Source organism: Leptolyngbya sp. FACHB-711 (assembly GCF_014695615.1).
Lineage (GTDB): Bacteria > Cyanobacteriota > Cyanobacteriia > Elainellales > Elainellaceae > Leptolyngbya_A.
Genome location: NZ_JACJOR010000450.1, coordinates 1 through 19,392, shown reverse-complemented (window position 1 = coordinate 19,392; position 19,392 = coordinate 1). Strand labels below are relative to the sequence as shown.

The following is a 19,392-nucleotide window of genomic DNA, read 5'->3' as shown; positions in this document are numbered from 1 at the left end:
TAGGCAAGCAACCTGAGAGGGAGTTTAATTCCAAGAAAGGGGGTGAAAACTTCCAGAGCGTTGATGTCCCCCAAATTCCTCAACTTTAGGAGACCTTGCAATCTGCGAATAGGCAAGATTCTTCCCAAAATTAGGTAGCCAGAGAGCTATTCAGGTTACGAATCTCTCCAAACATTCCCTTAAAGCTTTGTGGCGTGGCAGCTTGCAGGTGAGAGAGTAGCATGAGCTATAAAGACTTTGAATCAAACCATAACTTTGAAGTAATCATCAAGAGCAGCACAAAGCTAGAACAAGTTTTAACAGGGGTGCGTCAATGGGAAGCAGTTCTCCGTGGGGGGTAATTGTCTCTCAGGAAACCAATCTGTATCGCCTTTATCCTCCAATCCCCTGAGTTCTTATGCGTCAATCCCGATTTGCGCTCTATTTTTCCATCGGATTATTTTTGGTTACGCTTTGTACGATCGTCTTGCTAATGGTTGAGGTTGCCCCAGCACGATCGAATGCGCCGTTCATGGGAATCATGATCGATCCGGGTTCTTCAGCTCCGATAGTGCATCTGCCGAATCGTCTTTTCAACTGCACAGATGAAAACCAGCAATTTCGCTGTCAGGCATCCTTAAAAGAGCAGCCCCTCCAGATCACGTTTGACCAAGGCAAAGACTATATTTACTTTCTGCAAAACTGCCGTGCGACCTATGCAGGTCAGGCAACAAACTGTCAGGCAGCGCAAGGCGGCAATATGACCCAGCGTGGCGTTCTATCTTATTATTCGCTCACCACCAATCTGGGACTGACAGTTCCTGAACTTAAGGCTCTCCAGCGACAATACTGGCTGACTAACCTGGTGGGCACTAGCGCAGAAGGCTTTATCTGGATCGGGGGCTGGGCGATCGCAGCGATCGGGGCGGCACTTGCGATCGGGTTGAACTGGCTGGAGGATAACCTCCTCACTCGCAGTTTCACCAGCCTGAGCAGTGGCTTTGGTCTGGCTTTGTTGACCTGGTTTGTGCTTGCCAGAATTCCTTACACAACGCTGGCGCAGTACGGCATTAACGAATCGACTTGGCGTTTTGTGCTTCCCATCATCACAATCGCGGCTGGCACGCTGGGGTCAATTCTGACAGGTTTTTATGTGAGTCGGCGCACCCGCCCAGCCCTGAAAGCAGTGACAAGTTTGCTGATGGGATTTGCCACTGCATTTCTCTCCTGGTTCTTTTTCCCAATCGTTCTTTCAGTCATTCCGGAAGGCTGGTGGCTGAGGATTCCCTTAACCGTGATGTTTGGAACAGCTACAACTATTCTGCTGCTGAAAGACACAGGGCGATCGATCAAGTTCTTTTCCTGTAGCGTCAGTGCGCTAGGAGCGTTTGTGATGCTGCTGACGCTGATTACTCACCTTGGGCTAATTCTGGGATTTGCAGATTAGTGGATTGCCTGAACTCATATAATTTGAGTTAGAACTATTCTGCTGCCGCCATGACCGATTCTCCTCATCCCACAACTCAATATTCCTATCTGCCTGTTCTGAGAGAGCTTGTTCGCACTTATCAGGCTTTCTCTTCGATTGATGAGGCACAAATTCGCACCTATGGGTTGACGGCAAGCCAGTTTGACGTGATTGCTACCTTAGGCAACACAGACGGCATGACGATGAGCGATCTGGCAGAAAAAACGCTGGTCACAAAAGGAACGCTGACCGGAATTGTCGATCGTTTGGAAGCAAAGCAATTAGTACGGCGAGAAGTCCCGGAAGGCGATCGTCGCTGCTTTAAAGTCGTGCTGACAGCGGCAGGAGAAGCCCTGTTCCACGACATCTTTCCAAACCACATGGCGTTTCTTCAGGAGCGATTCGATCGTCTAGAAACCTCGGAATTAGAGCTATTGCGGGTTTTGTTGGGGCGTGTGCGATCGGCATTTACAGAGCGATCTTAAGCCTGGATAAGCAGTATTCTTTGAACAAGATAGTTTGACACCAAACTAATTCATGCTAGATTAGCTTTAGTAGAAAGTACGAGTTCAAACTTTTTGGCTTTAAACAATTAATTTTAAGGAGAACTCCGATGCCTGAACTGCCTCTGACCCTGCAACTTGATGCAGGAACCTACTGGCTCTGCACCTGCGGTAAGTCCGAAAACTTTCCCTATTGCAATGGCGCACACAAAGGCTCTGGCTTTACACCAAAGCAGTTTGAGCTGACCGCACCTGCCACCGTTGAAATTACGGCTCCGGGCGAGGCGATCGTTCGCTAAAAGTCGCGCCTTTGCAAAGCACAATTCGATCGTCCCAAAATCGTCCCAATGAGGAATCTGCTTCCCCTGCGGCTGGGTTTTTGGCAGGGTTTCGGTTCAAAATGAAAGTAGCCTGTCTCAAATCCAGCCATTTCTGAGGAATTTGCCGTGAGTGCCAGAGGCTATCGCAGCGCAGGTGATTCGGTGCGTGACCCGGTAGGTAATCCAGTTGTGATCGTGGGTGCGGGATTTGGCGGCATTCAGGCAGCACGCACTCTTGCCCGGCAGGGAGTTTCAGTTCTGCTGATCGATCGCCAGCCTTATCACCTTTTCACGCCGTTTCTGCATCAGGTGGCAATGGCAGAGCTAGAGCCAGATCAGGTGGGAATTCCGATTCGGCGACTGCTGCGATCGTCCCCCAAGGTTCAGTTTCTCCAAGCCGACGTGCAGGCAATTCGCTGGGACAAACAGAGGCTTGAAACCTCAGCAGGACAGGTTTCTTTTGAGTATCTGGTTCTGGCAACGGGCAGTTTCACTCATGCAGAAGTTCCCGGAGCAGCACAGCACACGCTGCCGCTCAAAACTCTGCCTCAGGCGATCGAGCTTCGTAATCACATTTTGTCTCGTGTTGAACAGGCCGTGAATGAGCCTGATCCGGCGCATCAGCAGCGGTTACTCACGTTTGCCGTGATTGGAGGCGGCTCAACGGGTGTCGAAGTTGCCGGATCGCTTGCCGAGTGGATTCAGGAGGGGCTGAGCAAAGACTATTCTATGCTCGATCGATCGCCCCTCAAGGGGAAGGGCTTCGCATCGCAGTTTCGGTTAATGGTGCTGCATTCAGGCGATCGGCTCCTGGAAACAATGGCTCCTCGGCTTAGCCGCTATACCGAACGACAGCTTAAACGGCTCGGGGTAGAAGTGTGGCTGCATAGCAGGGTGACTCAGGTTAAGGCAGGTCGAATCACGGTTCAGACGGGCAATCTTCAGACGGACGATCTTCAGACAGGCGATCACGTGAATTTGATTGAGGCAGAAACGATCGTCTGGGCGGGCGGCATACAGGTGAAAGTGCCGGAGTTGTGGCGGCTTCCCACCGCACCCAGCGGCAGAGCAGCTACGTTAGCCTCGCTAAATTTGCCAGAGCACCCCAAAGTGTACGCGATCGGCGATCTGGCAGAAGTGGGCTGGAATGACCAGGCGTTACCCATGCTGGCTCCCACTGCTGATGCTCAAGGCAAAGCCGTTGCCCAAAACATTCTGCGCCAAATGCAGGGACAGCCTCCGCTTCCCTATCGGCACAACGATCGCGGCACAATGGCAATTTTGAGCCGATTTCGGGCAGTGGTGCAGCGCGGCAAGTTCACCATGACCGGATTTCCCGCCTGGCTGCTGTGGCTTGGCTTTCACTGGTTTATTCTTCCCGGCATGCGCCAGCGCATTCTTGTTTTAATTCACTGGATGTCCAATCATTTGCGGCATGATCGCATTCCGGCTGCTGTTCTTCGCTCTTCGCTTCAGGATTCCTCAACGCAAAACAAAACTTATTCCGCTCGTTCTCGATAACGTTCTTTGTAATGTTCACGCTTTGTAATGTTCACGGTTCTGCCCTTCATCCGAGTTTGGTACAGGATTTTGATATGAGCTTCCCCAGCGTTTTCGTTTCCCACGGTTCGCCCGATTTGGTGTTGCATTCTGGTCGATCGCTTGACTTTTATCGGCAGCTTGGAACCCAGATCGGCAAACCTAGCGCAATTCTCGTCGTTTCAGCTCACTGGCTTTCGACAGAACCGATCGTCAGCACCGCAGCGCAGCCCCCGACAATTCATGATTTTGGCGGCTTTCCAGCAGAGCTGTATCAAATGCAGTATCCCGCTCCCGGTGCGCCTGCCCTGGCGGAAGCAGTGAAATCGCTGCTGATTCAGGCCGGATTTGCAGCCCAAACCCACCCCGATCGCGGGCTCGACCACGGAGCCTGGATACCCCTGATACTGATGTATCCCGATGCGGAGATTCCGGTAACGCAGTTATCGATCCAGCCCCGCCGCGATCCTGCCTATCATTTCCAGCTCGGACAGGCACTCGCCCCCCTGCGTGACCAGAATGTGCTGATTCTCGCAAGCGGCTCGCTGACTCATAATTTAGGAGCTTTGACCCGCAACAACTTTGAAGCAGAACCTACGGATTGGGCAGTTGCATTCGACGAGTGGATCAGCAAGACGATCGCCCAACGCAAAATAGAAGACCTGCTGAACTATCGCCAGTTGGCTCCCTTTGCGATCGAAAACCACCCGACCGACGAACATTTGCTACCGCTTTTTGTGGCTGCCGGAGCAGGCGGGAATCAGCCCGTTCAGCTTCACTCGAATTTCACCTACGGTTCCCTCAGTATGGCAAGCTATGCCTTCGCCTGACCTGCGCCCAACAGGCGGCTAAATAGCTCCTGCACCTGATTCCAGGCATCTGCCGCCGCTTCTGGCTGATAGCTCGATCGTCGATCGCAAAAGAACCCATGCGCCGCATTCTCATAGCGAAAAATCCGGTGCGGAATCTGGGACTGCTGCAAAGCCGCCTTGATCTGATCCACATGAGCCGGCGGAATACTGGCATCCGCTATGCCAAAAAATCCATAGAGTGTGCCTTTAATTTCTGGCGTATAGGCGATTGTTGGCTTACCGTTCTCTGAACTCATACCCGGACTCCAGACCGGAATTCCAGCGCCGTAAAAAGAAGCGGTTGCCTTGATTTCTGGCAGAGTTGCCGCCAGGTATGCTACTAGCCCCCCAAAACAGAAACCAATACAGCCAATCGCCGCCGAACTGACGTTAGGCTTTGCGCTCAGATAAGCGATCGTGCTGCTCAAATCGCTCAGCAGCTCATCTACCTGCGTTTGCTCTTTGTATTTGCGCCCAAGCTGAACGTCTTCTGCGGTATAGCCTGCCTCAAACCCCGGAGCCAATCGCTGATAAATGGCAGGCGCGATCGCCACATATCCCAGCCGTGCAAAGCGATCGGTGACATCACGGATATGACTGTTCACCCCAAAAATTTCCTGAATCACAATCACCGCCGGACGCTGACTTTCTGAACCTGACTCCGATACGGGTTCTGCCAGATAAGCTGCAATCTGCAAATCACCGTTCTTAATCTGAACTTGGTTTGTCTGAATCTCCATCTCACTCTTTACTGCTTGCGTGACTGCTTGCGAATATTTGAAAAGTAACAAAAGGCTTGTCCTGTGTCCCCCCGATTTCCCTTGCTGTCCCGCAATTCTGGAGAACTTTCAAACCTACAGCTTCTTTACCTCATCTCTCTATCTCTCTATCTCCCTATCTCCCTATCTCCTCCCCTTCCCATCTATCCATCTACCCGCACGATCGCTGCCACAGGTCCACCTCCCGGCAATCCCTGATGCTCACTGCCCCCTGATACATACACCATCGGGTCTTGCACCACAGAAGCCACAACGGCTCCCACGACTGCACGCGCCATCCGGGTATGGTTAATATCGGAGTCATCGAGCATCGTGTGTCTGCGTCCCAAAATTGCGCCAGCGGGATCGGCTTCAGCTTTCGCAAAGATATTCACAATTCGATCGATCGGCTGTCCAGTTTGCTCGATCGCCCGCCGTACCGCATCCTGATCGAGCGCGTGAGCCATGACGCTGTGCCCAATTACAAACTCGCTGGCAGAATGGCTGGCATTGCCCATCACAATAATCTCGCAGTTTTGCAGCTCCACCCCCGCAGAAGTCGAAGCGATCGAGGAGTAAAGGCTGTAATTTGAACAAATGTCTGCATCGCTTAACTGAGCCAGATCGACTTCTCCCAGAGCAACCGCCACGCCCAGCGCAGAAGCTCCCCGCGAATATGCCATCGACTGATAGCTGCTGCCCGCCTGCCCGGACTGTTCTCGCTGAGCGGCAGTGACCAAGGGACATTTGATCTGAACAAAATGCACGTCGGCTTTGTTTAATCCTGCGGAATCGATCGCTTGCTGCACCGCATCGGCAACTTCCTTCACCATTGCCACGGTTCCCACTTCCTGCGGCAAAAAGTCTCGCGTTCGGCTCACCCCCAGCACTAGACCCCAGCGGTGCGGCATATCTGGCTCAACCTGCTCCTGAGTAAAAATTGTCAGATGTGGACTCAGCACGCCTTCTGTGCCGCCCGACATCACATAAATAATTTCCTCGGCTGTCTTCTCAGCCATTTTCCCTTCGCCATCGCCAATCTGCTGGCTCAAAAATGTCTTCAGCGTTTGAACCGCGAAACCCCGTGTAAAATCATTAACACAGCCGTTGCCTTCGGTTTTTCCCATAATGGCAACGATCGTCGCCGGATTAACCTCGTCTTCAATTAACTTTTGTAACCCGGCCAAATCATCAGGGCTACTTTGCGGAATTTTGTAAACTCCTACTTTCATGGGTATTTTCATGGGGGTTCGCCTCACACTGATCGCCTTATATCTCACCCTCAACATCATCTCAGCAATTCCGCCGATTTTCGCCTCTGCGCTCTCCTGCCCGAAATGCCGTCTATCCTTTCTGTAGCTACCTTTCAGTGTTCTTCCTTCGTTAAACGCTTTACCCTCTTTGGAGACTGCTATGGTTCAGTTCCGGATTCAACCCGATAGCGAAATCCCGGCATCGACCCAGCTCTATAACCAAATCCGCTTTGCGATCGCCTCACGGCAGTTTCCGCCCGGTCATCGGCTGCCCAGTACCCGCCAGCTTGCCATGCAAACTGGACTGCACCGAAACACGATCAGCAAAGTCTATCGCCAACTTGAGGATGACGGCATTGTTGATGCGCGAGCCGGAGCCGGAATCTATGTACGGGCGCAGGGTGACGAAGGCGGCAACATGGCAAAAGGACGATCGCCCCTGGTCGAGCAATACCCGCAGGCATATAAGCTAGTGCAGCGCAGCCTCGACGATTTGCTGAATCACGGCTGCTCCCTGACTCAGGCAAGAGAACTCTTCCTTGCTGAAATTGACTGGCGACTCCGATGCAGTGCGCGAGTCCTGGTCACGGCTCCCCAGCAGGATATCGGCGCAGGCGAACTGATGGCACACGAACTAGAGCACGCTCTCCAGATTCCGGTGCAGCTTGTCCCCCTAGAAGAACTGGCTCAAGTGCTGGATCAGACCCGATCGGGCACGGTTGTTACCAGCCGCTATTTCATTGGAGCCGCTGAGTCGATCGCCTCACCCAAAGCAGTGCGCGTCATTCCCGTAGACATCTACGACTATGGGCACGAAATTCAAAAACTGCTGAAGCTGCCCCAAGATAGCTGCCTGGGCTTGGTCAGTCTCAGTGGCGGCATTCTGCGCGCTGCCGAAGTGATTGTAAACAGCCTGCGAGGGGACGATTTGCTGATTATGACCACCCAGCCCAACGATACCTATAAGCTGAATGCGATCGTCCACAGTGCCCAAACGATTTTTAGCTTTGATCAGGCAAGCGGGGTCGCAGTCAAAGCAGCTGTCGCAACCGCCAGAGAAGATTTAATTCGCGCTCCGGTCATTATCTGCTGCGAGAACTATATCGGCGAAAAGTCCATTCATCTCTTGAAGCGCGAACTTGGCTTGGATTAAGCCACGACTTCCGGCTGTAAAAAGGCTTCAACTTCTTTGAGATAAGTTGCTTCGTCTTCTAGCATCGGGAAGTGACCCGTCTCGCGCATCACAATCTGTTTTACGTAAGTTGGGTTGAGGCTGGCAGCAGTCTGCCCCAGTGCGGCGGGAATAATCTGATCATATTCGCCAGAGACCAGCAGCGTCGGAATGTGCAGCTTGCGATACTCCTCTGGCATTTCGATCGAAGCCCGCTCGCTTACAGCCGTATAAATCGTGCCCAACGCTGCTTCCTGCTCTGCCATCAAATAATCTTCCAGAAAGGCGCGGCTTGCCTCACGCGGAATCGATCGCCGCAAAAACCGCTGCATAAATAATCGATCGGCTCCCGGAATCTTGCTCATCCAGGTCGGGCGAAACTTGACCACATAGCCGCCAAACTGGTGAAACGCCTTAAACGATCGCTCATCATACTCAAACACGCCATGACAGGTGAGAATCGTGCGCTCCACCCGCTCTGGATGGCGGTTCATAAACAGCACGGCAACCGATGAGCCAGTCGAGTGAGCATTAAGAAACACTTTGTTCAACTGAAGCCGATCGAGCAATACTGCCAGGTCGTCTGCATAGGTCTCTAGCTCATAGCCGAGCGCCACCACTGCTTCTGCCACCGGACGAGTAAAGCGCGATCGACCAAATCCCCGCAGGTCATAAAGCAGGCAGTCAAAACGGTCAGACATTGACTGCGCCGTCGTTTCCCAGTAGCGTGCCGAGCCACCCCAGCCATGAATAAACACCATCGTCGGTTTATCAGGATTCGGCTTTTGCTCAGAATTTGCGGTGGTGGGGCTGCTAATCCACTCGTAGTAGTGATTGACTCCCCGGATTTCAAGATAGGGCATGGTCAGCAATATCAACGAACGTTTGATTTGTACTTTTTGTATTTAATATCCTAGAGGATGAGCGAACGGCTCCCTCCGAACGATGGAATTTCTTTAGCGATCGATTCCACTCACATTTGAATTGAAATCGAAAAAGGCTGAGTCCAACCAGACCCAACCTTTCTTTGCAGCACAAACCTCAGAGAGAAATCAAAAACGCAATCTCCTTAAGCAGATTCCGGTTTCGGCAGCGACGACGGGTGCACCAGCAGTTCCGCAGTCGATCGCTTCTCAACCATTTCGCGGGTAATAGCGCAGCGCGTCACATCCTTACGGGAAGGTAGCTCGTACATGACGTCAAGCATCAGTTCTTCCACAATGCTTCGCAGTGCCCTTGCTCCGGTCTTACGACGGTAGGCTTCTTTGGCGATCGCACGAACCGCATCCGGCTTGAACTCAAGCTGCACGTTGTCCATCCGCATCAGCTTCTGGTATTGCTTCACCAAAGCATTGCGCGGCTCGGTCAAAATTGCAGTTAGAGCATCTTCGTCCAGCGGCTCGACCACGGCCATGACAGGAACCCGTCCAATAAATTCAGGAATCATTCCAAACTTGACGATATCATCCGGCTCCAGGTGCTTCAGCACATCCGAGGCACGCTTTTCCTTAGATTGACCTTCGCCTGGCTGGATAAAGCCCATCGTTTTCTTACCAATCCGCTGCTCGACTGCCTTATCCAGACCAACAAACGCACCACCGCAGATAAACAGGATATTGCTGGTGTCGATCTGAATGCAGTCCTGATAAGGGTGCTTGCGTCCGCCCTGAGGGGGTACGTTAGCGATCGTTCCTTCCAGCATCTTAAGGAGTGCCTGCTGTACACCTTCGCCGGATACATCGCGGGTAATCGAGGGGTTTTCGCTCTTACGGGCGATTTTGTCAATTTCGTCGATATAGATAATGCCGCGCTGGGCTGCTTCTACGTCCAGATCGGCCACTTGCAGAAGCCGCAGCAGAATGTTCTCAACGTCTTCGCCCACATAGCCTGCCTCGGTCAGCGTCGTGGCGTCGGCGACCGCAAAGGGTACATCCAGCATTTCTGCCAGAGTTTGCGCTAGCAGGGTTTTACCGCAGCCCGTCGGACCAATTAGCAGAATGTTGGATTTTTGGATTTCGATCGCATCATCACCCTTGCTGCCCTTCGACTGAGCATAGGTCAAACGCTTATAGTGGTTATAAACCGCGACCGAGAGAATTTTCTTTGCCTCGTCTTGACCAATTACATGATCGTCCAGGTGATTTCTGATTTCCCTGGGTTTCGGAATCTGGCTCAAGTTAAGGCTAGACGCACGCACCTGTCGCTTTTCGGGCGGACTCTCGCGACGGGCAGAAGGCTGAGGAACTGTCGCACTGGAGTCAAACAACTCCTCATCCAAGATCTCATTGCAGAGGTCTACACATTCGTCACAGATATATACTCCAGGTCCAGCAATCAGCTTACGGACTTGTTCCTGCGACTTACCGCAGAATGAACACTTGAGATGGGAGTCGTACTTTGACATATTTTCCCCTTACTGCACAGCGGCAATCGATTCACCGGGCATCGGCAGATTTTGACGCGCAATCACCTGATCGATCAGACCATAGTTCTTGGCTTCTTCGGCAGACATAAAGAAATCGCGCTCCGTGTCCGCTTCAATTCGTTCGAGCGGCTGTCCAGTATGATAAGCCAACAGCTCGTTGAGCGTACGTTTGTGGTAAAGAATTTCCTTCGCCTGAATCTCGATATCCACCGCCTGACCCTGTGCCCCACCGAGCGGCTGGTGAATCATGATGCGGGAATTGGGCAGTGAAAGCCGTTTCCCGGCTGCGCCCCCGCAAAGCAGAAACGCCCCCATACTGGCAGCTAGACCGTAACAGATAGTCACGACATCAGGACGAACCTGCTGCATTGTGTCATAGATAGCCATCCCCGCCGTTACAGAGCCACCCGGCGAGTTGATATAAAGCTGAATATCGCGCTCCGGGTCTTCCGCATCGAGGAACAGGAGTTGAGCTACGATCGCATCGGCAATCGTATCGTCTACCTGAGTGCCCAGGAAGATAATCCGCTCCCGCAGCAACCGTGAGTAGATGTCAAAGGCTCGCTCACCGCGCCCAGACTGCTCAACCACCATCGGCACAACGCCGCCAGAGATGGATGCGCTCGTTACAGGATGGCTGCCAAGCGATGTAATTTGAGGAGTCCGAATGCTGAGCAGATCGGAGTGAGGAAGTTGAGGTTTAGCCATAGCAGGAATGAAGTGTCGTGAGTTCATTCTGACAAATTCAAGCACAATTGGCACGTGACAGGCTCAACAACTCTTATCAACGGTAGACCAAGACGCTCTCGAAGCAAACCCTGTGAATCTCCCGACAGTTGACTTTTGAGCACTCATCTCACCAATAAATATGGGCAATCCGGCTCCAAGGAAATCGAACTTTGAGCGATGCGAAGCAATTTCCCCTATCAATTTCCCCTAGAAGCAATTTCCTCTATAAGGTAATCGATCGTGATGCTACTGCCATCCTACATTCAATCTAAAGCGATGTTACAAAACAGCCTCAGCGACTGCTTTAACGCAATGCTCTGCTGACGCAATGGATAGCAGGGGTTAGGATTCTCTCAGCTCGGTTCCTCCAGTGGAACGGTAGAAGATTTGCCAACAACGCTGACTCCCCTTCACCCGTTCCGAGAAAACATAGAGGAAAATGAGGACTACCGTTTCAGGGCTTATCGTTTCGCAGGATTACGCTTAAGCATAAGGTAAAACGATCGAGCGCCCATTGCTCCTCAACTATTTCTTTGACTTTCCTGACTGAGATTTTTTAGGCTCTGCGTCAGGAGCAGCGGCGGCTGCACTTTCCGCCGTGGCTTCTGGTGTAGCTTCAACTTCCGGTTCGGCTTCCGGTTCGACGGTTGATGCTTCGACCTCGATCGTTTCTTCTGCTGCCGAGGTTTCCTCAGTAGGGTCTTCCTCGGAAAGCTCAAGATCTTCGTCGTCTTCGTCCTTCTTCAGGGTTCCTTCTGGCACAAGCTCAACTGTATTGTTTTGCTCCAGCCAGTCGATAATCTTGTCCTTCAGCAGGTCTTCTTCCACGACTTCGCGCAGTTTTTGCATATCGACGCCTTCCGTAGATTGACCCTCGATCAACTCAGCGACTTTTGCATCGACTTCTGCTGCCTCGACCTTAATCGAGTGTGCTTTCGCGACTTCTCCCAGCGTCAGGGTTCGCATCAGCCGCTTGATTGCCTCTGGACGCGCCTGCTGCCGCAGCATATCAACGATTTCAGGGGTGAACATTTTTTTCACGTCCATTCCCTGCTGGCTCATTTGCATTGCCGTCTGGGTAATCGAGTGGTCAACTTCCCGCTTGACCAGGGTTTCAGGCAGCTCTACTTCGATATGGTTCACCAGCTCGTTCAGCAGTGCTTCCTGTTTGTTGTCCTTAGTTTTGCGATCGGCTTCTTCCTGAAAACGCTTTTCGAGCGATTGGCGCAGCTCTTCTAGCGTTTCAAACTCGCTCACTTCCTGGGCAAAGTCATCGTCCAGTTCCGGCAGTTCCCGCCCCTTCAGCTCTTTCATCGTCACGGTAAAGACGGCTGGCTTGCCTGCCAGATCTGCCTGCGGGTAGCCTTCGGGGAACTGTGCCTGGACTTCCTTAGTTTCACCAGGCTTCATGCCGATCATGCCGTCGATAAAGCCTTCGATAAATCTGCCTTCTAATAGCTCGATCTCAAAGTCTTCTGCGCTGCCGCCGGGAATTTCGGGCGGTTCTTCGCCTTCGGGCGCGTCTGCAGCGGTGAGGCGTCCTTTGAAGTCAACGGTAGCAAGGTCGCCTTCTTCTGCCGGACGGTCTTCGACGGGAACCAGGGTCGCCGACCGCTTGCGGTAGTCCTCTAGCGTGCTTTCGATTCGCGTTGGGTCATACTTCACTTCTTCTGCCTGCACCGTCAGCCCGGTGTATTCCTTCAGCGCCACCGTGGGCGGCACATCTACCGCAGCGGAGAAACTAAGGGCAGCCCCGGGCTGATACTGAGCCACCAAATCCTCAAACGACGATTTCAGCTCAAAATTACCGAGCGCGTCAATCTTCTCCTGCTCTAGAGCCTGCTTCAGGCTGTTTTGCACCAGATCCTCAACAACGGCGGCTTTAATGCGCTCCGAGCCAAATCGCTGAATTAAAACCTGGCGCGGCACTTTGCCCTTGCGGAACCCAGGAATATTGACAGAGCGGGTGAACTCCTGCAATGTTTTGTCATATGCCTGTTGTGACATCTCAGGGGTCACTTCGATCTGCAAACCTATCTGACTCGCGGGCAGTTTTTCCTGGGTTACTTTCATCGTTTTCTCGTCACATCGTCACTTCTAGACGGCTGAGCTTTGATTTTGCGCTGCCGCAATTAGCTATGGTAACTGATTCTGGCCTATCCTGATGCTGAATCACGAGCGAGGTTGTGAGAATCTGCCCATATGCCGATTTATTGAGCAGATGAGAATTTAGCAAGGAATTATTAGGTATCAGAGCGAAGCTGTGCAGCAAAAGTCAGCTATTATCGGTGTTAAAGATTAAAAAGTTTAAGATGAGCTAAGACGGGCAAGTTAAACTTATTATTAATTTAAACTTCTCTTTATCTCACTTCACCGATCGTCTCTTTAACTTCTAAAAGCAGCCCTAATTCTTTAGTCTACTAAGATTGAAAATCAGCTTAAAAAACAAAATTTGATTCTTTATACGGAGGAGATTAATTTGCTCAAGACATATCGCGTTGCTATTTTGGGCGCAACCGGAGCCGTTGGAGTCGAACTACTAGAGTTGTTAGAGCAGCGGCACTTTCCGATCGCAGACCTCAAGCTGCTTGCTTCTCCGCGATCGGCAGGGCAGCAGGTAAAGTTCAACGGCGAGACTTTAACTGTGCAGCCCGTAGATGATCGATCGTTTGACGGGGTTGATTTGGTGCTGGCATCGGCGGGTGGCTCTGTCTCGAAAGCCTTTGCGTCTAAAGCCGTTGCCGCTGGCGCAGTAATGATCGACAATTCCAGCGCGTTTCGCATGAATCCCGACGTGCCGTTGGTCGTCCCCGAAGTTAACCCGGAGGCAGCCGCCCAGCATCAAGGCATTATTGCTAACCCAAACTGCACGACAATTCTAATGTCCGTTGCCGTGTATCCACTGCATCAGGTGCAGCCCATTCAGCGCATTGTTGCTGCCACTTATCAGTCTGCCAGTGGAGCCGGAGCGAGAGCAATGGAAGAAGTCAAGGTGCAGTCCCGCGCCATTCTTGCCGGAGAAACACCCCAGGCTGAGATTTTTCCCTACCCGCTTGCCTTTAATCTTTTTCCGCATAACTCTCCGCTAAGCGAATCGGGCTACTGCGAGGAAGAGCTCAAGATGGTGAACGAGACGCGCAAAATTTTTGGTGCGCCCGATCTGCGGATCACAGCGACCTGTGTACGGGTTCCCGTACTCCGCGCCCACTCGGAAGCGATTAACCTGGAGTTTGCTTCGCCGTTTAGCGTAGTTCAGGCACGCGAAATCTTAGCTCAGGCTCTGGGAGTCCAGCTCGTTGAAAACTGGCAAACCAACTACTTCCCGATGCCGATCGAAGCCAGCGGCAAAGACAATGTTTTAGTTGGGCGCATCCGCCAAGATCTCTCAAACCCGAATGGTCTAGAGCTGTGGCTCAGCGGTGATCAAATTCGCAAGGGAGCCGCCCTGAATGCGGTTCAAATTGCCGAGTTGCTGGCAGCACAAAACTTAATTCGTCCTGCTGAGCCAGTGGCGACAGTGCGCTAGACGGTGCGCTAGGTAGATTGACTGCCGCTTGTGTAGGATGTGTTAGCACAGGGTGAGGTATTGCCCCCAGAAATTAAATTGAGGGGTTACGGCGATCATTCTGTAGCGAGACTTGCAAAGCAACCGCCCAAACCATTCTGCCTAACCCATTACAAAGCAGAGCATGGCACTTTAGGAACAGGATTGCAGTCTTTTGAGCATTGAGCGCGATCGAGGGTCGATCGAATTCCTGCCCAATGACCCGAAGGGGAAACTGCTTCGCCAGGTCTAGCCAATCGCTCAACCCATGCCGATTAACTTGCTGAATTGTTTATCGCTTAATATTTATCGCTCAATGAGGAGTGCGTCGCGTGTGACCGAGTTTGGACGAGTTTTAACCGCAATGATTACGCCATTTCAGGAAGATGGCAGTGTCAACTACGCGGTCGCTGAAGAGCTGGCTGCTTACCTGGTTGCTCATGGAACAGATACACTGGTAGTCTGCGGTACAACGGGCGAATCTCCGACGCTGACCTGGAGCGAAGAACACGATTTATTTCAGGCAGTGCAGAATGCAACATCAGGCAAAGCCAAAATTATTGCAGGCACAGGGTCAAATTCCACCCATGAAGCTGTTACAGCCACCCAAAAAGCTTCTAAAATAGGAATAGACGGGACGCTTCAGGTCGTTCCCTACTACAACAAACCTCCGCAGGCAGGGCTGTATCAGCATTTCAAATCGATCGCTGAAGCAAGTCCCGAACTGCCTATGATCCTTTACAACATTCCTGGACGGACTGGTCAGAACCTCTTGCCTGAAACGGTTGCCCGTCTGGCTGAGATTCCAAACATTGTCGCCATTAAAGAGGCAAGCGGGAATCTCGACCAGGTTAGTCAGGTTCGCCGTCTTACGTCCCCTGATTTCTTGATTTACTCTGGAGATGATTCGCTGACGATGCCGATTCTTGCTGTAGGCGGCTATGGTGTTGTCAGTGTTGCAAGCCATTTAGTCGGTTCGCAGATTCAGCAGATGATTCAAGCGTTTGAGCAGGGAAAGGTTCAAGTGGCAGCTCAGATGCACCTCCAGCTATTTCCCCTGTTTAAGGCACTCTTCACGGTGACAAATCCCATTCCTGTGAAGGCGGCACTTCGACTTCAGGGATGGCAGGTTGGCTCAACACGCCTGCCTCTCGCTGAAGACTCTACCAACTTTGAGATGCTGCTTAAGACCGCAATGACCGATCTGGGCTTACTGGAGGCAGCATAACTGGAAACCTTTGCAGGTCGGCTGCCTATAAAGTTTCAGACAATTAAATACCAATGAATTCCGATAAAGCGAACCCTAATCAAGACTGACGCGAAGCAAGTTGATGCAACATCACTCAAGCCTTTTCTGTACGTTTTGGGGCTGATTGCTTTATTTCCTGCCTTTGGCGATCGTCCTTGTCCGCAATACCTGGCTCCTGTTGACGTTATTGCTCAGGCTTTCCTTCTTTCCATTTCCAGTCGTTTACCAACACCTAGTAAAGTTAGTTACAACCACACATGAGTCAAAACGGTTCTGCAAGTGCGCTTAAAGTCATTCCGCTCGGAGGACTGCACGAAATTGGTAAGAATACCTGCGTCTTTGAATACAACGATGAGATTGTGCTGCTGGATGCAGGCTTGGCGTTCCCCACTGATGGAATGCATGGCGTTAACGTGGTGCTGCCTGACACGAGGTATTTACGCGAAAATCGCCACAAAATTAAGGGCATGATTGTCACCCATGGTCACGAAGACCATATTGGCGGTATCCCCTTTCACCTAAAACAGTTCGACGTACCTGTGATTTATGGTCCTCGTCTCGCAATGTCACTGCTGCAAGACAAGCTGGAAGAGGCAGGCGTTGCAGAGCGAACCGAGCTGCGAACGGTGCAACCGCGGGAAATCGTGCGAATTGGCACTTACTTCCTGGTGGAATACATCCGCAACACTCACTCGATCGCCGACAGCTTTAGCGTGGCAATCCACACGCCTGTTGGAGTTGTGATCCATACTGGCGACTTTAAGTTTGACCATACACCTGTAGACGGCGAGAAGTTTGACCTTCAGCGATTGGCAGAACACGGTGAAAAGGGCGTTCTCTGTTTGATCAGTGATTCCACGAACTCAGAAGTTCCGGGCTTCACGCCGTCAGAGCGTTCCGTGTTTCCCAACCTCGATCGCACGTTCAGTCAGGCTCAGGGACGCTTGATTGTCACCACTTTTGCTTCATCGGTGCACCGGGTCAACATGATTCTGGAATTGGCGAAGAAGCACAAGCGAGCCGTGGCAGTGATCGGGCGATCGATGCTGAATGTGATCGCTCACGCCCGCAACCTGGGCTACATCAAGTGCGAAGACGATTTATTTGTGCCGCTCAATATGGTCAACAAGATGCCAGATGAGAAGGTGCTGATTCTCACGACCGGGTCGCAGGGTGAGCCGATGGCTGCTTTAACCCGCATTGCCAATCAATCGCACCGTCAGGTGAAGATTCGCGAGGGCGATACCGTTATCTTTTCAGCAAACCCGATTCCGGGGAATACGATCGCTGTGGTTGGCACGATCGACAAACTGATGATGCAGGGCGCGAAGGTCGTTTATGGACGCGATAAAGGGATCCACGTTTCCGGTCACGGTGCCCAGGAAGACCAGAAGCTGATGCTAGCTCTTACCCGTCCTAAGTTTTTCCTGCCCGTTCACGGCGAACACCGAATGCTGGTCAAACACTCCGAAACGGCTCAGAGCATGGGCGTTCCGGCTGAGAATATGGTGATTATTGATAACGGTGATGTGGTCGAACTAACCCAGGACAGCATCTGCATCAGCGACAAAGTTCCTTCAGGAATTGAACTGGTGGATTCTGCCCATGCGGGTGTGGTGCATCAGCAGGTGCTGAAAGAACGGCAGCAGCTTGCCGAAGAAGGCATTGTCACGATCGCCGCTGCTTTGGGCTGGAAAGGTGAACTGATCGCGAAGCCCGAAATTCACCTGCGCGGTGTGGCAACGGCGATCGAAGCCGCTAAGCTAGAGCAGTCGATCATGCAAACGATCGAAACTGTGGTGGATAGCCGCTGGTCAGACTATAGCCGCACGATCGGCAGCCTGATCGAAGTGGACTGGGATCGGGTGCGAGTTGATCTCGAAACGGAACTCCGGCGAATGCTGCGACGTGAGCTTCAGAATAATCCAACGCTGCTGTTCCTGCTGCAAAAGCCAACCGAGCAGCCTGTCAGTACCGCCCGTAGACAGCGATCGACTGCAAAAGTTGCGTCTTAATGTCCGTCGTTTGCTGCATCTGGCGACTGAATCTTGAATTGAATCGGAGCAATTGAACTAAAGCGATCGTCCTTTTTCTGGGGCGATCGTTTTTTTTGATTCTTTTATAGAACTGCTTTAATCCCCGCTAATCCCTGCTGATCTCCGCTAATCCCCGAGTGCTTCATGCTTTGCATTCAATCCAGCCGGCAGCATAGACCGTAAATCTACGCATACTATCCACCCCTACCCTAAAAGTTAAGTGGTATTACGGCGATCGATTAAAGGGAGTTTTGGCAAAATTGCCCTAGATTCAATTAAGTTCCTTTGCAGATGAGTTGCTTGCAAATTTTGCGATCGTTTCCGATTTGAGCCGGTTTGCTTTTGTAGATCCGGTCATACAGATTTAAAGACAAGGTTCAACCTCAGACAAACTGCACCTCACTTCATCGCAGCACCAATCTAGAGTTACCTTTCGCCACGCTATCCCCCAAAGCCCGCTTCTCTAAAATCACTTCACCAGAAGGAGAACATCATGAACGCATCTCATTCGACTTATCACCAACCCGTTGACCTGCTGCTGCCCCTGCGTCACTGGCTTGACAATATCGAACTGCAAAACCCGAAGCTGGCGCACCAAATCTGCCGCCTGATTCCGGCGCAGTGCCCCTTTGAGCGTGATGTTCAGTTCTGTGGACGGACGTTGTTTCACGTTCCACCCATGTGCAAGCTGAACCCTCTATACGAGCAGGTTGTGGGCTTGCGCTTCCGGGCGTTGTGCTACTTGGCAGACGTTTGCGGCGAAGATATCAGCCGCTATTGCTAGCAGCCATCATTGCTAGCAGGCATTCATTCAAAAGCGCGAATTGATTCAATTGCCCAGCGGGAAAAACTGCTTCGCATCACTCACTTTAGTTGTGCGAAACCCAGAAACAAAATTTGGTAGCCCTGTCAGATTAGTTTGAGAAGCGATCGGATCAAGAAACGCTCGAACAAGACCGAGGCACGATCGTCGAAACGCCTAAGAGAACAATAAACGGGCAAATCTTGAACAGTTTATTAGCGAATTTCTCAATATTTTCTGGCACGGTTGACGGAACGCGAAAATGAACGGCTGAATTCACAGCGCAACCTATCAGCTTACCCAAATACCAATGACAGCAGCGTTAATGCCCCTGCTAATACCATCAATCCCGCAGGCATAAACTTTCGAGTTTTAAAGAGGCGCACAGCGAACACGATCACGAGAACGATCGCCACGATCGTCGCAATAGGCAATCCCCAATTCAATCCCTGCTGCTGAGCCACTCCGCTCACAATCAGCAAAATACCGCTAATTATCCCAGAAACCAGGGAAGTAGTGCTGCCTGCTTTGGTATATCCTAAAACGCCGCCGACCAGAGCTAAAACGCCATAAACATAGGTTGCCAAAATATCTAAACTCACAGCTTCTTCCCAAAAATAAAGTTGTTAATGACTGCAAATTATGCCAGTAAACGCAAAGGTTTTTTGCAGTTTGACAGGGATTAAAATCTTTCTTTACGCAGATTGACTCGGCGTTTTTATCTCAATTCACCGCCGCGATTCCGCGCATTATCGCATTGAAGAA

The 19,392-nt window shown here is 51.6% G+C and carries 18 protein-coding genes; 10 read left to right on the top strand and 8 right to left on the bottom strand.

The genetic code is table 11. The features are described from left to right. Window positions 1-397: 397 nt before the first annotated feature. From H6F80_RS20305 to H6F80_RS20285, 5 genes are all read left to right on the top strand, one after another. Window positions 398-1,426, top strand: coding sequence for a hypothetical protein (locus H6F80_RS20305; RefSeq protein ID WP_190793337.1), 1,029 nt, complete (start codon window positions 398-400; stop codon window positions 1,424-1,426). Window positions 1,427-1,476: 50 nt separating this feature from the next. Then, a complete protein-coding gene (locus tag H6F80_RS20300) occupies window positions 1,477-1,932 on the top strand; it encodes a MarR family winged helix-turn-helix transcriptional regulator (RefSeq protein ID WP_190793336.1) in 456 nt (151 codons plus the stop codon). Window positions 1,933-2,060: 128 nt separating this feature from the next. Next, entirely contained in the window at window positions 2,061-2,249 is a 189-nt protein-coding gene (locus H6F80_RS20295; protein WP_190793335.1) for a CDGSH iron-sulfur domain-containing protein, read from the top strand. 147 nt (window positions 2,250-2,396) lie between these two features. Beyond that, window positions 2,397-3,791 carry an FAD-dependent oxidoreductase gene (locus H6F80_RS20290; protein ID WP_190793334.1) on the top strand — a complete coding sequence of 465 codons (1,395 nt, stop codon included), beginning with the start codon at window positions 2,397-2,399 and terminating at the stop codon, window positions 3,789-3,791. A gap of 11 nt (window positions 3,792-3,802) precedes the next feature. Then, complete coding sequence (locus H6F80_RS20285; RefSeq protein WP_242067475.1) at window positions 3,803-4,639, top strand: DODA-type extradiol aromatic ring-opening family dioxygenase; 837 nt, start codon at window positions 3,803-3,805, stop codon at window positions 4,637-4,639. Here H6F80_RS20285 and H6F80_RS20280 read toward each other — a convergent pair. Together H6F80_RS20280 and atzD are read right to left on the bottom strand one after the other, a co-directional pair. Beyond that, window positions 4,624-5,400: a dienelactone hydrolase family protein gene (locus H6F80_RS20280; RefSeq protein WP_190793333.1), complete on the bottom strand. Its 777-nt coding sequence runs from the start codon at window positions 5,398-5,400 to the stop codon at window positions 4,624-4,626. The genes H6F80_RS20285 and H6F80_RS20280 overlap by 16 nt on opposite strands. Window positions 5,401-5,582: 182 nt before the next feature. Further along, window positions 5,583-6,662, bottom strand: coding sequence for a cyanuric acid amidohydrolase (gene atzD, locus H6F80_RS20275; RefSeq protein WP_242067474.1), 1,080 nt, complete (start codon window positions 6,660-6,662; stop codon window positions 5,583-5,585). Window positions 6,663-6,831: 169 nt separating this feature from the next. Between atzD and plmA the strand changes: the two genes are divergently transcribed. Beyond that, window positions 6,832-7,824, top strand: a complete 993-nt coding sequence (plmA, locus tag H6F80_RS20270; protein ID WP_190793332.1) for a transcriptional regulator PlmA — start codon at window positions 6,832-6,834, stop codon at window positions 7,822-7,824. Here the strand turns inward: plmA and H6F80_RS20265 are convergent. The 4 genes from H6F80_RS20265 to tig form a co-directional block, all read right to left on the bottom strand. Further along, the gene (locus H6F80_RS20265; RefSeq protein ID WP_190793331.1) at window positions 7,821-8,705 is read right to left on the bottom strand and encodes an alpha/beta fold hydrolase; all 885 of its coding nucleotides are present in this window, start codon (window positions 8,703-8,705) and stop codon (window positions 7,821-7,823) included. The two genes, plmA and H6F80_RS20265, sit on opposite strands and share 4 nt — an antisense overlap. A 206-nt stretch (window positions 8,706-8,911) precedes the next feature. Next, window positions 8,912-10,246 carry an ATP-dependent protease ATP-binding subunit ClpX gene (gene clpX / locus H6F80_RS20260; RefSeq protein ID WP_190793330.1) on the bottom strand — a complete coding sequence of 445 codons (1,335 nt, stop codon included), beginning with the start codon at window positions 10,244-10,246 and terminating at the stop codon, window positions 8,912-8,914. Between the two features lie 9 nt (window positions 10,247-10,255). Continuing rightward, window positions 10,256-10,861 (bottom strand): ATP-dependent Clp endopeptidase proteolytic subunit ClpP, encoded by a 606-nt coding sequence (gene clpP / locus H6F80_RS20255; protein WP_190793338.1) that lies wholly within the window; start codon window positions 10,859-10,861, stop codon window positions 10,256-10,258. Between the two features lie 660 nt (window positions 10,862-11,521). Next, window positions 11,522-13,069 (bottom strand): trigger factor, encoded by a 1,548-nt coding sequence (gene tig, locus H6F80_RS20250; RefSeq protein ID WP_190793329.1) that lies wholly within the window; start codon window positions 13,067-13,069, stop codon window positions 11,522-11,524. 406 nt (window positions 13,070-13,475) lie between these two features. On the opposite strand from tig, the gene H6F80_RS20245 reads away from it, so the two are divergent. Then, window positions 13,476-14,522 (top strand): aspartate-semialdehyde dehydrogenase, encoded by a 1,047-nt coding sequence (locus tag H6F80_RS20245; RefSeq protein WP_190793328.1) that lies wholly within the window; start codon window positions 13,476-13,478, stop codon window positions 14,520-14,522. Window positions 14,523-14,595: 73 nt separating this feature from the next. On the opposite strand, the gene H6F80_RS20240 is transcribed toward H6F80_RS20245, so the two are convergent. Next, entirely contained in the window at window positions 14,596-14,805 is a 210-nt protein-coding gene (locus H6F80_RS20240) for a hypothetical protein (RefSeq protein ID WP_190793327.1), read from the bottom strand. Between the two features lie 69 nt (window positions 14,806-14,874). Here H6F80_RS20240 and dapA point away from each other — a divergent pair, with 69 nt between their 5' ends. The 3 genes from dapA (at window position 14,875) to H6F80_RS20225 (ending at window position 18,609) form a co-directional block, all read left to right on the top strand. Then, window positions 14,875-15,768, top strand: a complete 894-nt coding sequence (gene dapA / locus H6F80_RS20235) for a 4-hydroxy-tetrahydrodipicolinate synthase (protein WP_190793326.1) — start codon at window positions 14,875-14,877, stop codon at window positions 15,766-15,768. A 278-nt stretch (window positions 15,769-16,046) separates the two neighbouring features. Further along, entirely contained in the window at window positions 16,047-17,804 is a 1,758-nt protein-coding gene (locus tag H6F80_RS20230) for a ribonuclease J (RefSeq protein ID WP_190793325.1), read from the top strand. Between the two features lie 514 nt (window positions 17,805-18,318). After that, window positions 18,319-18,609 carry a Mo-dependent nitrogenase C-terminal domain-containing protein gene (locus tag H6F80_RS20225; RefSeq protein ID WP_190793324.1) on the top strand — a complete coding sequence of 97 codons (291 nt, stop codon included), beginning with the start codon at window positions 18,319-18,321 and terminating at the stop codon, window positions 18,607-18,609. A 314-nt stretch (window positions 18,610-18,923) separates the two neighbouring features. Here H6F80_RS20225 and H6F80_RS20220 read toward each other — a convergent pair whose 3' ends face one another. Then, entirely contained in the window at window positions 18,924-19,229 is a 306-nt protein-coding gene (locus H6F80_RS20220; RefSeq protein WP_190793323.1) for a TMEM14 family protein, read from the bottom strand. Window positions 19,230-19,392 lie beyond the last annotated feature (163 nt).

Bases quoted from the DNA above. Each gene is read 5' to 3' on its own strand.
- H6F80_RS20305 (WP_190793337.1), top strand. From the start codon at position 398: ATGCGTCAATCCCGATTTGCGCTCTATTTTTCCATCGGATTATTTTTG.
- H6F80_RS20300 (WP_190793336.1), top strand. From the start codon at position 1,477: ATGACCGATTCTCCTCATCCCACAACTCAATATTCCTATCTGCCTGTT.
- H6F80_RS20295 (WP_190793335.1), top strand. From the start codon at position 2,061: ATGCCTGAACTGCCTCTGACCCTGCAACTTGATGCAGGAACCTACTGG.
- H6F80_RS20285 (WP_242067475.1), top strand. From the start codon at position 3,803: ATGTTCACGCTTTGTAATGTTCACGGTTCTGCCCTTCATCCGAGTTTG.
- H6F80_RS20280 (WP_190793333.1), bottom strand. From the start codon at position 5,400: ATGGAGATTCAGACAAACCAAGTTCAGATTAAGAACGGTGATTTGCAG.
- atzD (WP_242067474.1), bottom strand. From the start codon at position 6,662: ATGAAAATACCCATGAAAGTAGGAGTTTACAAAATTCCGCAAAGTAGC.
- plmA (WP_190793332.1), top strand. From the start codon at position 6,832: ATGGTTCAGTTCCGGATTCAACCCGATAGCGAAATCCCGGCATCGACC.
- H6F80_RS20265 (WP_190793331.1), bottom strand. From the start codon at position 8,705: ATGCCCTATCTTGAAATCCGGGGAGTCAATCACTACTACGAGTGGATT.
- clpX (WP_190793330.1), bottom strand. From the start codon at position 10,246: ATGTCAAAGTACGACTCCCATCTCAAGTGTTCATTCTGCGGTAAGTCG.
- clpP (WP_190793338.1), bottom strand. From the start codon at position 10,861: ATGGTGGTTGAGCAGTCTGGGCGCGGTGAGCGAGCCTTTGACATCTAC.
- tig (WP_190793329.1), bottom strand. From the start codon at position 13,069: ATGAAAGTAACCCAGGAAAAACTGCCCGCGAGTCAGATAGGTTTGCAG.
- H6F80_RS20230 (WP_190793325.1), top strand. From the start codon at position 16,047: ATGAGTCAAAACGGTTCTGCAAGTGCGCTTAAAGTCATTCCGCTCGGA.
- H6F80_RS20225 (WP_190793324.1), top strand. From the start codon at position 18,319: ATGAACGCATCTCATTCGACTTATCACCAACCCGTTGACCTGCTGCTG.